Below are 14,355 nucleotides of genomic sequence, written 5' to 3'. Positions count from 1 at the left end.
CGCCCAAAGGGAAGGTAAAAAGCGAGCCTCCTCTGCCGTTCAGTGGGCAAGCCTGAAAGGAAAATCGTGATCCAATGCGGTCTTCCGACGGTCGGCTGACAGGAAAGCGACGGGTTTGGGGCCGAAGAGCCGGTTTGAACCCTTCGCGAAATTGAACCTGAGACCCCCGAGAAAGTAGCGTCGATTGCGTCTGTGGGCCACATCTGGGCGTCATGCAAAAACACGCAAAATGCGAACTCTATCCGCCATCACGGTATAGGCTGCGATGAAAGGTGTACGCGGGATGACAAGCTCCCGAGTCCCGGCAATCCGGCCAGGACGACCACTTTCAGGAAAATCAAGAAGACGGCGACAGCGCGGACGATCTCTTCGTCGACGTGAACCGCCGCCTTTGGATTCTCGCTTTGAAGATGGTGTCGCGATCGTCAAGGGCGTATTGTGCCCAGACAAGCCTCATCGGTCACCCGCCACGGCCTTGCGCAAGGCCGCCGCCCGACGGTCGCGAAAGTGCGCGTCGGCGTCAGCATCATCGGCGTCGGGTCGCGTGTCCTCGAGCGCCCGTAATACCTTGGCGCGGAACCAGGCATCGTAGGACTCACTGTGGCTGACAAGTTCCAGCGGCAGGGCTCGTTCGTTCGCCGTCCGGGTTAATAGGATTCGAACAGCATCCGAGACGGTCAGGCCCATGTTTTCTAAAACCACCGTGGCGCGCTCTTTGACGTCGGCATCAATCCGAGTCTGGACCAGTGCATTTGAAACCATATGCGAGTCTCCCTTCACTGGTGTCAGTGTAATGCACCTGCATGACAAACTCCAGAGCCACCACTAACATCTCATTCTGAGCAGACCGCGCATTCCTCGTCAAACGCGGAGTTCCCGACGATAGATTATGCGATTTTCGAAGCACAAAACCGGAACATACGGAACGGCCGAGATAGCCCCTGCGCCCCGTCGCCCGCGCACATCGACCGGTTTGCCGCTGTTGCATTTATGTGCTGAGCACGGTGGACCCACGCTACGAAATGCCAGCTGAGGAGCGATGGTACGCCTCAATTCGGGGCGTCCATCCTGACCGGACCGTCAATCGATCGACGATGGGTTGTGCAAAGTTTGAGTTGACCGTTTTCGATGGCGAGGCGACACTTGCAACCTGCAGCAAGACAGGAGGAAAATGATGGCCGAGCCAGACCCCTGGCGCCACATGGCAAGCGCGCCGAAAGACGGCAGTCGGATCCTCGTTACGATCCGCCCGTCCGAACAGGGGGCGGCAGAAGTTGACCTCGCGTATTGGTCGAATGGCGATCAGTTCGGTCCAGGAGGTTGGCGCGCCTCTGACTCCTCGCCCGGCCGCATCATCGAATACGCCGAGCCCGAATTGAAGTGCTGGATGCCGATGCCCTCGGCCAATCTCGATCGCACCTCGATGCCCTCACCCTGGGAAGGCGAAGACGAGCGAGAGCTCGACGGGTCAGGGATTTAAGCTCTCGCACCGTCGTGTTGCGCAGATAATACGCAGCGAGTGGCGAAATCCAGTTGAGCTATCCACAACCATCCTTGCGATGGAAATATCTTTATCGGAAGTGCCGTGCGTCGCATGCCTTCGCTCTTTGCCTGCTCGACGTCGGCAGGCCCAGCTCTTCTACCCGTAGGCTGAGCAAGGAACTCGATCCGTTTCATAAATGCGCTTCCGTCGAACCTTTTGGACAATGGACCGTTGCCGGAAGGCTCTGCGTGGAAGAAAATCTCAAGATTGACCACAGGTATCGGGCGCATGCTGCGCAGGAGATCGATCTCCGGTCGCGTCGTCACGGCGAAGGAGCAATTATCGGAACGGAGTGCATCAAAGACTCCCGGCACCGTCGACCCTGCGATCGACTCATGCCCACGCTCCGCCAGTTTCGTGGCGATCATATTGGCCGCCGCCTTGGGTAGAAACACAAGGATTTTGTTGGGACGAATGGCTTCCAAAGACATGGCGAGTTCCTCGTGCGGAGACGAAGAATCTAGCCTTTGCCCGTGCAAGAGTGTGTTTGGTTATATTTGATTTTGTTGCGGGCCTCGCCCACTCGTCCCAAAGGACGGGACCTAGCGACTAAGCGGGCTCGATGATTTGCCACCCCGAACCGCTCCGGAAGCGCCCCCGTCGCTCTCGCGCGCCTCGTTGACGCGATCGGGTATAGGGCCTTGTGGAATCACACAGCGCAGCCAACGTTACCAGTCGTTTGCTTAGGCGCCGCGCCGCTCGCCGCATGACCTTCGGTAGGAAAATCCATCTGTGCCGCGAGACCGTGCGGCGGTCTGTTCAGGAGTTCGATCGTGCCGCCGTGTGCCCGCACGATGTCGTCGACAATCGAGAGCCCGAGACCGAACCCACCGCGGTCGGTCGATGTTCGCGCCGTATCGGCCTTGAAGAAAGGTTCGAGCACCCGGGTACGCAAACTGACGGGAAGGCCCGGGCCGTCATCGACAACGCTTATTCGCACGGTCCCATTTTCGAGCAGCGACAGCTCAACCGAGATCTCCTGAGCGAACTTGGTGCTGTTCTCGACGAGGTTGGTGATCGCACGTGCCAGCGATCGCGGTTTGCAGCGATAGGCGAGGCGTTCCGGCCCCGCATACCTCACATCGAAGCCCACATCGGAGAAGTCGGAACATACGGTCGCCAACAGACTGGGCAGGTCGGCGTTGACCGGTTTCTCGGCCGCCATCTCCTTGCTGAGATAGGTGAGGGTATCGTTGATCATGTCGCTGAGGGCGGAGATATCTTTCAACAGTGCCGTTTTCAGCTCAGGCTGCGCCGAGCGCTCCGCGCGCAGACGCAGACGCGTCAGCGGTGTGCGAAGGTCGTGGCTTATTGCGCGCAGCATGCGCGTGCGGTCATCGATCATGCTGCGAACGCGGCTGCGCATGTCATTCAATGATTTTGCTAGGGTTCGGATTTCGGCCACTCCGCTTTCGTTGAAAGGCCTGTCAGGCCCGTCATCAGGCTTCAAGGTTTCTGCGGCCTGCGCAAATTCAAGAAGGGGAGCCGCAATCACACGTGCAGCATAGAGCGACAGAAGAACCACCGGCAGGACAAGACCCAGCAGTTGCAGGACGATACTCACTTGCTGATCGCTGATCCATGCATCCGGAGGGGGTGGCGCAGGGAGAAACGCCAGAGCCCTATCATTACCGACTCCGACGACCAGCACATCGCGAAGTTTTCCAGTGGAAGTCTCCGCGCGGAAAGCCGTTGCGAAGCTGGCTGGCAGATTGTTCTGCACAAGATGGCGGACATCCTCAAAGGAGATGTCCGTATCGGCCTGCTTCAAAAGCTCCGCTGCCGAGACCTGTTCGACCTGAAGCCCTGTCCCGGACGTGGCGTCCAGAATCGCGGCTCGTTGCTCTGCGGACGCGGACGCTCGAACCTGATCGACGACCGTCTCGATCTTCAAGGCCGTCGTTCGGGCATACGAAACACTCTCCAGATCGTCACGCAAGAGCAATTCGGAAATGGCACCCAGTATGACGAGGCAGATGACGGGGCCGACGGCCAGGGCCGCAATCTGTCGACGGATCGACCCAGCTTGAAAGCGTGCAAACATCAGTACGCCTCGACTTTGGGCGTGAACACGTAGCCGCCGAGCCGGACCGTCTTGATCAGGGTCGGCTCCCGAACGTTGGATTCGATTTTCTGGCGAACCCGGCTGATGTGAACATCGATGCTGCGTTCGACCGGACCTGCGGTACCGGCATGGGTCAGTCGGAGAAGCTGCTCACGCGTCATGACGCGACCGGGATTCTGGCAGAATGCGAGAAGAATATCGAACTCGGCCGTCGTCATCGAAACGTGCACGCCCTGCGGATTCACGAGTTGCCGCAGGATCGGATCGATCTGCCAACCGGCGAACTGCATGGCTGTCTGCTGCGGGGGGGAGATCGCTCCGTATGAGGCGCGCCGCAACAGTCCTTTTATTCGCGCTATCAATTCCCGCGGATGAAACGGCTTGGTAATGTAATCGTCAGCTCCAAGCTCAATGCCTACAATGCGATTAATTTCATCGCCGAGTGCTGTGAGCATCACGATCGGAATGGTCGACGAGGCCCGCAGCCGACGGCATATGCTGAACCCGTCTTCTCCCGGCAGCATGCCATCGAGCACAACCAGATCGAAGGACTGCTTCTTCAGGATTGCGTCCATGTTAGCGGCTGAGCCAACCGCAGCAGCTTCGAAACCATTCTCCGTCAACATTTCGATGACCATCGCAGCGATCTCGTCGTCGTCCTCGACAAGAAGAATGCGAGGCACTGTCTCTGGCGCGATGAGATGTTGAGCTGTCATGTGGTTGCTCTTCAAGCGTGTGATCGAAAGCTGGATAAGGCACGATGTTTCATTGTCGCAAAAACACACCCAAAGTCACGGGTGAAGATATTTTGATATGTTAAGCTGAAGCTGGACCGTAGCGAGGCGCCACCACTCCGTCGGCCGCGCGACGATCATTGATGCCGAAATCACCGGCTGGCCACACCATGACGAGTATTGCACCGAGTTTGCCTAAACGGATGGCTGGCCTTCAATTGTCCGGGTGCTGACAACTGGTCTGCACACTCACGCGGAAGCTGTGCGGACTGCTGCGAATGAGTGTTTTTCTGCACTCATAATCTTTGTTTCGATCTGTTAGGCAGGACCCGCGGGCCAGCGGCATCGCCTCGCCAACATTTCTTAACATCAGAAAACCCAAGTTAACGACGTCGTCCGGGATAGTGCGGCCGCGAGAGGTATGACGCATTCCGCGTTGAACACTCTCGGTCAGCCCCCAGGAGCGAATTCGAATGTCATTGACCAAGTCCTATTTAATCCGGCCGCGTGTCGCCATAGCTGCGGGCCTCTCGGTGGTTGCTTGCCCACTGTTCCAGGCACACGCTGCCGACCTTTACGAGAGCGAGGCGGCCGCCATTCCTCCCTCAGGGAGCTTCGACAACGGACGCTTCGGTGGGATACGCCAGAAGCTTTCGGACTGGGACGTTATGGTCGGCGCCGGAGCCATCTATGCGCCAAAATTCGAAGGATCCGACGAGTTCGAACTCGTCCCCATTCCTATGATCTCCGCAACCTTCGGTGATCGCGTCACCGTCGATCCTGGCGGGGTGGCCGTCGACGTGTTCAAGTCCAACGGTTTCAAGTTCACGGTTAAGGGCGGCTACGACATGGGAGGAGGGCGCGATGAAGACGATTCCCCTCACCTTAAAGGCCTCGGTGACATCGACGCCGGCGCTGTCGTTGGAACGCAGATCTCGTATGAACTGGGACCCATGGAACTTTATGCGTCTGTCGACAAGACGATTGGCGGCAGCGACGGTCTGCTCGGTGAAGTCGGAGCGAATGTCTCCCATCACCATGATCGCTTTATCCTTTCCGCGGGCGCTTCCGCTACATTCGCCGACGAGAACCATATGGAAAGCTACTTTGGGGTAACGGCTGCCCAGTCCGCACGATCAGGCTTGCGGCAATACGATGCAGGCGCGGGTCTCAAGCGCGTCGACCTCGAAGCCTCCGTGACCTATATGGCGACGGAAAACTGGCTGGTCCGAGGCCAAGCAGGTGTCGGCTTCCTGACCGGCGACGCGAAGGACAGCCCGATCGTTCAGGACGATGTGCAGCCGTCAGCGATGTTGATCGTCGGTTACAAGTTCTAGGTGACCAGCAGCCACAGAAATTCCGCTGGTCTCCCTGCATCGGGATCGGCGGACTTTCTGTGGCCGGCACAGCGCGACCCGGGTCGTCGCGTTCGGCGACCAGACCTCGATTTTGCATTGTGGTCGTTTTCCCCGGCGAGCAAACACTTCCGTTGGAGATGGGCGGTAGTCACTTCGATCCTGCCTGGTTCTTTTTTGAGCCAGCAACTTCTTGTCGGCTGCATTCATACTGGAATATCGCCGCTGCAATCGGTGTACTTGCCTGCGTCTGCGTCGTTCTTATTCCCGCTGCACAAGAGGCCGTCAGAAAGCAGAGGCCGAGTCAGCCCCTTCAGCCATGATCGCCCCGTCAGCAAATCTTGATGCTCCTTTCCTCTGGCACCATGACCTCGACCTGCCGCGTGCCTGGCGTCCCTGCCTTCGGCCTCCAAAGAAAGACCCCTAGCCATGCGGCAGTCTCCGGACGAGCACCGGAACCACGAACGAGGCTGCGAGCGAGTCGCAGTCGACAGACCGGCGACTGTGGCGTTGGCCGGCACGATGCGGGTGATGGTCGCGTGAACAACGAGATCGATATTCTCTTTCCTCTCCATAACACGGTTGAATACTTATCAGGGCAATGCGTCAGGGCAATGCGGGGAAGCGCCTCCTGCTAAGTGAGGGAAGACGAGTGCGGCTATCGCCACTGCGCCATCTGTGTGGCTGCCAGCGTGTCGGTGAACGAGGGCCTGTCTTTCCACAGGCTGTCGCTTGCCATTCTTGCGTACCCCAAGTTGTAGACCGAGCGCATGTAATTGGTATTGAATGGGTCGGTCATGTCGTAGGAAACCTGCGCATCGATCGAAGCCATCCGAAACCGAATCCCGGTCTTTTGGGCATAGGCATAGGTAGCCAGCAGCGCGCTGCGTGTCTGTGCCTTGATGAGGAATGAACTCGCCCTCGCCATGACGACGAACGTATTATTCGTGGTGATGGCGAATTCCGGCATGAGGGCGTTGTTGACGAGAATGTACATGCTGAACTTAGGCCCTTTGGGCCATTCTCCCTCTTCCGCATTGGCAATCCAGCCCTCCGGGATCGTCAGGATTTGGGAGGCTGCACCTCCGTCGGAGTGCATTTCCTCAAACATCCGCCCACCTGCTGTGGCCTTGATGAGCACAGCGGGATAGAGGCCCGGGATGCTGGCTGATGCGATGATGATGTCCTGGAAGAGTTTCAGCGCGTCAGCCCGCTGACTGTCGGCGATGGCGCCCATGTTCCAGATCACTGCTCGTTGGGAATCGAGGTTCGAAGTCAAAACGAGCAAGCGCCGTCCTTTGCGATGCTCCGCGGCGATCCTCGCCAGTGTGTCGTGCGTCAGATACCGTTCGACCATTTTCCGAAGCGGTTCCTGGTTGAGGAGACTTGCGCCCAGCAGGCCCCTGGGCAGAAATCTCACGTCGACCAACTCCTGGGCGACGCCGCTTGTATAAAGATCGACCAGCGCCTTGTCGTAGGCCGGCCCGAGAAAGGCATAAGGCGCAATCAAGGCACCCGTGCTGACGCCGCTGACCATGTCGAATTCGGGCCGTTGTCCCTTGTCCGACCAGGCCTTCAGCGCTCCGACACTGAACGCGCCCCCGGCCCCTCCGCCCGACAATACGAGGTAGTTGATTTCCTTGTGTCTCAGGATAGGAAGCCAAGCACGTCCCTGGGGCAAACTTCCGCTCGAATCCGCGTAAATGCGGATATCGCCAAACCCCTCGACACTGGCTGCCGATGCGGCTTTTGGCCCGTAAGGAATACGGTCCGGCGCCATACAACCAGCAAGAAACGCCAACAGGAGGATAGCCAGTAGTCGAGGCATATCTGTAGCCTCTACCTACAATTCCGACGAGACATCAAAGCGTCCGCCAGCCGTCCACCAGCCGCCGTGAATACCGCTTCCGCTCCGAAGCCTGTTCGCCCGACGTGGTGACCGCAGTAGCAAACCTTCATAGTTCACAGCCAGATTCCTTCGAGATATCTCTGGCGGAACTAATTCGATTCTGTCGTTGGCTTGGGTTTCCTCTTGTTAAGAGTTGTTAAGCCGCATCCGCGGGAGCAACGCCGGATAATACGATTGCCCGAGCAACTCTGGAGCCGGAGTGCCTTTCTGCCCGGTACCGCCCGACATCAAACTTAATCTATCTTAATCGATCTTCGACCCCGTCTCACATTCGATCCGCTACATCCCGTGCAGGAAAGTACGGGATTGTGAGCACAGTAAATGAAGGCGGCCCATCGTAGAATCGTCGGCATCGGCAGCATTGCCGCCTGGCTAGTCGTCTCAGGCTGCACGGCCGTAGCCGATCTCAGGAAACCCGACGTTGAGATCGCAAATGTCTGGCATGCGACTTTCCCGCATGGCGGCCGGACCAGCGATCTTGTGTCCTGGTGGTCGGCCTTCAGCGATCCGTCGCTGACAACCCTCATCGCAATGGCACAATCCAAAAGCCCCGGCCTCGAAGCCGCAGCAGCTGAGATCGAGAGCGCCCGTGCCACGCTGGCGTCCGCACATTCGAACCTCTTTCCGGGGCTCAGCGGCTCGGCTTCGCTCGCGCGCTCGGGCACTGGCGGCAACGGTGCCAGCGAAGTTGCGGTATCCACGCTGACGAGCGGCAACCTCGACGCCTCTTGGGAGATCGACCTGTTCGGCAAAGTGCGGCAGAAAAGCGAGGCAGCACGGCTGAGGGTTGACGAAAGGATCGCCGATTGGCACGGCGCGCGCGTATCGCTCGCCGCCGAGGTGGCGGACTATTATGTGCAATACCGTGCCTGCCGGCAGCTAGAGCGTACATATACCGCCGAAGTAGCCTCGCAGCGCGAGACGATCCGGGCAACCGATACGGCGGCGGCCTCTGGCTTCACGTCGAGCAGCGACCTTGCACTGGCCCGGGCGGGCGCTGCGTCCTCCGCCTCGATACTCACTGCGCAGCGCGCCGAGTGCGAACTTCTCATCAAGTCACTCACCCGCCTTACCGGCGGCGACGAGCCTTGTGTGCGAAACCTTCTGGTGAAAGGCAGGTCGGACATTCCGACCCCGAAAACCTTCAGCGTCGCGGCCGTGCCGGCCGATGCCCTGCGGCAACGCCCTGACATCAACACGCTGGAACTCGAAGTCGCCGCTTCACTCGCCGAGGTCGGAGCGGCCAAAGCCGATCTCTATCCGAGCCTCAGCCTCGGCGGCTCGGTGACGATCGGCAGTTCTTCGCTGACGGGAACTTCGGCGCCCTGGTCCTTTGGCCCGGCCCTCTCAATCCCGCTCTTCAACGGCGGTGCGCGCCGCGCGGCGGTGGCAAGCGCGGTAGCCGCCTACGACCTGGCAGTGGCCGCCTACAAATCAGGCGTGCTGGATGCAGTCGCCGAAGTCGAAACCGCGCTCGTGCGGATCAACAGCACGCGACGGCGCATCGGCCACGCCACGGTCGCGGCGCACAACTACCGCGCCTATTTCAACGCCGTGGATTCAAACTGGAAAGCGGGCGGCGCGAGCCTTCTCGACCGTGAGACTGCCCGGCGGTCGGCGCAGTCGGCAGAACTTTCGCTCGTCGAGATCCGCCGCGACTCCGTGCGCTACTGGATCGCCCTCTACAAAGCACTCGGCGGCGGCTGGAATACGAGCGCCGCGGCCTCTGGAACTCTCCAGAAAAAACCAAAAGGAGATCAGCTCTGATGCGAGCGAAACCCCTTCTTGTTGCCCTTTTCCTCGGTGTGAAGCTCGTTTCGGCCGCGGCGCCTGTGCTCGCGCAACAGAACGAGGCAGCAGCGCTTACCGTCGCCGTAACAAAGCCTGCAGAACGCCAATGGCCTGAGACTATACCGGCCAGCGGCTCGCTGAAACCATGGCACGAGGCGGTCATCGCTGCGGAAATCGATGGCCTGCGTGTGACCGATGTCCTTGTCGATGTCGGATCGGTTGTCTCTCGAGGTCAGCCCCTCGGCCGGCTTGCCGACGAATCGGTGCGCGCTGAACTGCATTACCAGGAGGCCGCGCTGGCAAGCGCCAGGGCCGACCTCGCCAAGGCGAGGGCGAATGCCGGCCGGGCACGCAAGGTGGAGGGAAGCGGCGCGCTTTCGGATGAGAAGATCAACGAATACCTGATCGCCGAGCAGACGGCGATCGCCGGTGTCGAATCCGCCGAAGCCTCGCTGGAAAGCCAAAAGATCAAGCTTGCCAAGACAACCGTCATGGCCGCGGACGATGGGCTGATCACATCCCGCTCGGCCCAGCTTGGCGCGGTCGTCTCCTCCGGCACGGAACTGTTCCGCATGATCCGCCAACAGCGCGTCGAATGGCAGGCGGAAGTGTCTGCACGCTATTTGCCTCGCATCAAGGAAGGCCTGACCGCTACGTTCGTCGGTCCCGGTGAACGACGCGTCAAAGGGACAGTTCGGCTCGTCGGCCCGACGGTCAGCACCGATACCGGACGGGCGCTCGCCTATGTGGCGCTGCCGCAGCAGGCGCGCCCGCCCATCGGCCTTTATGTCACCGGCCAGATCGAACTTGAGACCACGGCGGCGCTCACCGTGCCCGAGACGGCGCTGATCCTGCGTGACGGCATCTCTTACGTCTTCACCGTGGACGCAGATAAGCGCGCTTCCCGGGTTCGTGTGGAAACCGGCCGCCGCAATGGCAGTGAAGTGGAAATCCTCTCGGGCCTCGACCGCTCGGCCGAGATCGTGATGGCGGGCGGCGCTTTCCTTTCAGACAAGGCCTTCGTCCGGGTGGTCGGTGACGCGCTCGTTCAGCTCGAACAGGAAGAAGCGCGATGAACTTTTCCGCCTGGTCGATTCGCAATCCGGTTCCCGCGATCCTGCTGTTCATCCTGCTGACCGTCGGCGGCCTGCTCGCCTTTGACCGGCTCCCGGTGCAGAATTTTCCCGACATGGACCTGCCGACGATTCAGGTCAGCGCCTCGCTTGAAGGTGCCGCACCGGCCCAGCTCGAAACGGAAGTCGCGCGCAAGATCGAAGACAGGCTCGCTTCGCTGAGCCTCCTCGACCACATCACGACGACGGTCACGGACGGGAGCGTCACCATCAATGTCTCGTTTCAGCTTGGAAAGAGCAGCGACGAAGCATTGAACGAGGTGCGCGATGCGGTCGACAGCGCGAGCGGCGATCTGCCTTCCGAGATGCAGGCACCGGGCGTGACCAAAGTGACGGTGCAGGGCTCCACTCTCCTCACCTACGCGGTGCGCTCCACGCGCCTCAACGAGACGGAACTCTCCTGGTTCGTCGACAACGACATGACGAAAGCCCTGCTTTCCGTATCCGGCGTCGGCGAGGTCAGCCGGATCGGCGGCATCGACCGTGAAGTGCACATCGACCTCAACCCCGAACTCATGAGCGCGCTCAGCCTTAGCGCGGCGACCGTTTCCTCACAACTCAAGTCCGTGCAGTCGGACACATCGGGCGGTCGAGCGGAGATCGGCGGCGGCAAGCAGGGGATACGCACACTCGGGGCGGTTTCCTCAATCGAGGAACTGAAGGCGCTCGCGATCCCCCTTCCGAGCGGCGAACTGGTGCGGCTGGACGAGATCGGCACAGTGACGGACAGCTTTGCCGACCGGTCGTCGATCGCCTATCTCGATGGCGAACGTGTGATCGCTGTCGAAGTCAAACGATCGAACGGCTTTTCGGACACGGGAGTCGCGGCTGCCATCGACGCGGCCATGCAGGATTTTGCTGCCTCCAATCCCGATGTCGAGATCGTCAAGGCTTACAGCACGGTCGGGCCGATTGTCGAAAATTATGATGGCTCGATGCACATGCTCTACGAGGGCGCGATTCTCGCGGTCATGGTGGTCTGGCTCTTCCTGCGCGACTGGCGGGCGACTTTTCTCTCGGCGGTGGCGCTGCCGCTATCGGTCATCCCGACCTTCGTTGTGATGTATCTGGCGGATTTCAGCCTCAACACGGTCACGCTGCTCGCGCTCTCGCTCGTGGTCGGCATTCTCATCGACGATGCCATCGTCGAGATCGAGAACATCGCGCGCCACCTGCAAATGGGGAAACCGCCGAAGGAGGCTGCGCTCGAAGCTGCCGATGAAATCGGCCTTGCCGTCATCGCCACGACCTTGACGCTCGTCGCGGTCTTCCTGCCGACCGCCTTCATGAGCGGCATTCCAGGCCTGATCTTCCGCCAGTTCGGCGTGACAGCAGCCGTGGCGGTCCTCGCCTCACTGGTCGTCGCGCGCCTGCTCACGCCCATGATGGCCGCCTACATGATGAAGGCGCACCCCGTCGAGGCAAAGGATGGCCGGATCATGCGCGCCTACATGACCGTGGTCACAACCTGCCTGCATCATCGCAATCTGACCATTCTCGGCGTTTGCCTGTTCCTCGGGCTATCCCTCTCGATGGTTCCCATGCTCAGCACCGGTTTCCTGCCACCATCGGACGACGCGCAGACGCAGGTCACCCTGACACTGCAACCCGGCAGCACGATCCAACAAACGGACGCGACCACACGGCGAGCGGCGGATATCGTTTCCGATCTGCCGGACGTCACACGCGTGTTCTCCGCGGTCGGTAGCGCCTCGTCGGGCGACCTTATCGCTTCCTCGGCGACGATCGACACGGCGACCGCCTCACTCGTCGTCGACCTGAAGAAGATCGGCGACCGCAGCCGCAAGCAGGCCGAGATCGAAAACGACATCCGGCAGGCGCTTGCCGTTCTCCCAGGCGCCAGGATCGGGGTGGGCACGGGCGGCAATGGCACGACGCTAGACATCACGCTCGCGAGCGACGATGCCTATGCACTCGACCGGGCGGCGGCCGAGCTCGAAGAGCAACTGCGCACCCTCCAGGGCATCGGAGCGGTGACCTCCAGCGCCTCCCTGCAGGCCCCGGAAATCCAGATCGTCCCCGACCTCGACAGCGCCGCCGCCCTCGGCGTTACGGCAGAAGCGATTTCCGAGGCGGTTCGCGTGGCGACGAACGGCGACTATTCCTCCGCACTCGCCAAGCTCAACTTGCCACAGCGTCAGCTTCCGATCCGCGTCCGATTCGATCCCAGAAACCGGACGGCACTCGACGACATCGCCAATCTCCGTGTTGCCGGCATCAGGGGCAGCGTCGATCTCGGCTCGGTCGCCGACATCCGCATCGGCGGCAGCCCGTCGGAGATCAGCCGCATCGACCGCTTGCGAAACGTCACGCTGTCGGTCGAGCTCAACGGCCGCATCCTCGGTGACGTCTACCGTGAGGCGCAGGCAGTGCCTGCCCTGCAGAACCTTCCGGACGGCGTCAAGCTTATCGAACAGGGCGAACTGCAGCGAAGCTCCGAACTCTTCGACAACTTCGCCATCGCGATGGGGATCGGCGTGTTCTGCATCTATGCCGTGCTGGTGTTACTCTTCCATGACTTCTTGCAGCCGTTGACGATCCTGACGGCGCTTCCGCTGTCGCTGGGGGGCGCCTTGCTGCCTCTTGTGCTGACCGGCACGAGCTTTTCGATGCCGGTGGTGATCGGCCTGCTGATGCTGATGGGCGTCGTGACGAAGAATTCGATCCTGCTGGTCGAATACGCGATTGTAGGGCGGCGCGGCGGTATGTCTCGGTTCGACGCCCTCGTCGATGCATGCCACAAGCGGGCCCGCCCAATCGTGATGACTACGATCGCCATGAGCGGCGGCATGTTCCCGGTGGCGTTGAGCCTTAGCGGCGGCGATGCGAGTTTCCGGCAACCGATGGCGATCGTCGTCATCGGCGGCCTGCTGACTTCCACGGTACTCAGCCTCGTCGTCATCCCTATCATCTTCACCTTCGTCGATGACTTCCTGCTGCTTCTCAAGCGGATCTTCCAAGGAAGACAAGATGAAGGACCGCTTGCCTGCTCAATTCGTCCCAAAAAATTCAAATCTTACACGGAAGTAGATCAATGACCCACTTTGCAACGCCGCCGGAACGGCCATTCAGACAGAAAGTGAGAATTCTTCTGCTCTGGGCGCTCGCGACGGCGTTCATGATTCTCAATCTCGTCAGCCGCCCAATCCGCCCGGGCTATAGTCTGCTCGAAAGTATTCTTGAGCAGACCGGTACATTACTAGTCATCGCTGGGGTGATCGGGCGGATCTGGTCGATCCTTTACGTGGGCGGAAGAAAGAATTCCGAGCTCGTGACCCAAGGGCCTTACTCGATCACCCGCAACCCCCTTTACTTCTTTTCTCTGCTGGCGATCTTCGGAGTCGGGCTGGTCTTCGGTTCAATTCTGATAGCGGCATTTTTCACAATTCTGGCGTATTTTGTTTTCTTGTACACCGCGAACCGAGAGGCGGCATATCTGTCGCATGTCTTCGGCAGGGAATTCGACGACTACGCCCGTGGCACGCCGCTGTTTTGGCCGGACTTTTCAGGTTTCCAACGGGGCCCGGAACGGAACTTTTCGCCTAATGCGCTACGAGTGACCATGCGAGACGCGCTCTTCATCGTGGCGCTTGTCCCGATTTCAGAGTTCTTCGAGTACCTCCACACCCAAGGCTATGTGTTGGCCGCGGTCACCCTCCCCTGATCAGCGGTCGGACGCCCAAAAGCCTCCCCGTGCCCCGTGCGGGGTGGCTTCGGGCTTTCCCGCCCGCAAGGGACGGTATAAGACGAAGTATGACTAGCCCTGCTTGAAGGATGAGCGCTGCGCCAGTGGAGGGTGGCTCT

At 60.2% G+C, this 14,355-nt stretch carries 11 protein-coding genes and 1 pseudogene; 6 read left to right on the top strand and 6 right to left on the bottom strand.

Translation table 11 applies throughout. The features are described 5' to 3' along the window. Positions 1-179: 179 nt before the first annotated feature. Both PYH37_RS00965 and PYH37_RS00960 read right to left on the bottom strand, forming a co-directional pair. Positions 180-457: pseudogene (locus PYH37_RS00965) on the bottom strand (type II toxin-antitoxin system RelE/ParE family toxin); the annotation flags it as partial. Next, complete coding sequence (locus tag PYH37_RS00960; RefSeq protein WP_280731604.1) at positions 454-762, bottom strand: type II toxin-antitoxin system RelB/DinJ family antitoxin; 309 nt, start codon at positions 760-762, stop codon at positions 454-456. The pseudogene PYH37_RS00965 and the gene PYH37_RS00960, both read right to left, overlap by 4 nt. Before the next feature lie 412 nt (positions 763-1,174). Here PYH37_RS00960 and PYH37_RS00955 point away from each other — a divergent pair, with 412 nt between their 5' ends. Beyond that, the gene (locus PYH37_RS00955) at positions 1,175-1,480 is read left to right on the top strand and encodes a hypothetical protein (protein ID WP_280732488.1); all 306 of its coding nucleotides are present in this window, start codon (positions 1,175-1,177) and stop codon (positions 1,478-1,480) included. Here PYH37_RS00955 and PYH37_RS00950 read toward each other — a convergent pair. The 3 genes from PYH37_RS00950 to PYH37_RS00940 form a co-directional block, all read right to left on the bottom strand. After that, positions 1,477-1,974, bottom strand: a complete 498-nt coding sequence (locus tag PYH37_RS00950; RefSeq protein WP_280731603.1) for a hypothetical protein — start codon at positions 1,972-1,974, stop codon at positions 1,477-1,479. The genes PYH37_RS00955 and PYH37_RS00950 overlap by 4 nt on opposite strands. Positions 1,975-2,192: 218 nt before the next feature. Continuing rightward, complete coding sequence (locus tag PYH37_RS00945; RefSeq protein WP_280731602.1) at positions 2,193-3,587, bottom strand: ATP-binding protein; 1,395 nt, start codon at positions 3,585-3,587, stop codon at positions 2,193-2,195. Next, positions 3,587-4,324 (bottom strand): response regulator, encoded by a 738-nt coding sequence (locus tag PYH37_RS00940; protein WP_280731601.1) that lies wholly within the window; start codon positions 4,322-4,324, stop codon positions 3,587-3,589. Before PYH37_RS00940 ends, PYH37_RS00945 begins: the two co-directional genes overlap by 1 nt. Before the next feature lie 491 nt (positions 4,325-4,815). On the opposite strand from PYH37_RS00940, the gene PYH37_RS00935 reads away from it, so the two are divergent. Then, positions 4,816-5,679 carry a MipA/OmpV family protein gene (locus PYH37_RS00935; protein ID WP_280731600.1) on the top strand — a complete coding sequence of 288 codons (864 nt, stop codon included), beginning with the start codon at positions 4,816-4,818 and terminating at the stop codon, positions 5,677-5,679. Positions 5,680-6,355: 676 nt separating this feature from the next. Here PYH37_RS00935 and PYH37_RS00930 read toward each other — a convergent pair. Next, positions 6,356-7,525, bottom strand: coding sequence for a patatin-like phospholipase family protein (locus PYH37_RS00930; protein ID WP_280731599.1), 1,170 nt, complete (start codon positions 7,523-7,525; stop codon positions 6,356-6,358). Between the two features lie 402 nt (positions 7,526-7,927). Between PYH37_RS00930 and PYH37_RS00925 the strand changes: the two genes are divergently transcribed. Genes PYH37_RS00925 through PYH37_RS00910 form a run of 4 tightly spaced genes read left to right on the top strand, consistent with a single transcriptional unit; the run spans position 7,928 to position 14,215 of the window. Beyond that, positions 7,928-9,373: an efflux transporter outer membrane subunit gene (locus PYH37_RS00925; RefSeq protein WP_280731597.1), complete on the top strand. Its 1,446-nt coding sequence runs from the start codon at positions 7,928-7,930 to the stop codon at positions 9,371-9,373. Next, entirely contained in the window at positions 9,373-10,473 is a 1,101-nt protein-coding gene (locus tag PYH37_RS00920) for an efflux RND transporter periplasmic adaptor subunit (protein WP_280731596.1), read from the top strand. The genes PYH37_RS00925 and PYH37_RS00920 overlap by 1 nt, the downstream gene beginning before the upstream one ends. Beyond that, entirely contained in the window at positions 10,470-13,589 is a 3,120-nt protein-coding gene (locus PYH37_RS00915) for an efflux RND transporter permease subunit (RefSeq protein ID WP_280731595.1), read from the top strand. Before PYH37_RS00920 ends, PYH37_RS00915 begins: the two co-directional genes overlap by 4 nt. Beyond that, positions 13,586-14,215 (top strand): methyltransferase family protein, encoded by a 630-nt coding sequence (locus PYH37_RS00910; protein WP_280731593.1) that lies wholly within the window; start codon positions 13,586-13,588, stop codon positions 14,213-14,215. Before PYH37_RS00915 ends, PYH37_RS00910 begins: the two co-directional genes overlap by 4 nt. Positions 14,216-14,355: the final 140 nt, after the last annotated feature.

It is taken from the genome of Sinorhizobium numidicum (assembly GCF_029892045.1).
Taxonomy (GTDB): domain Bacteria; phylum Pseudomonadota; class Alphaproteobacteria; order Rhizobiales; family Rhizobiaceae; genus Sinorhizobium; species Sinorhizobium numidicum.
The sequence above is the reverse complement of the archived record's forward strand: the minus strand, read 5'-3'. Positions and strand labels throughout refer to the sequence as shown.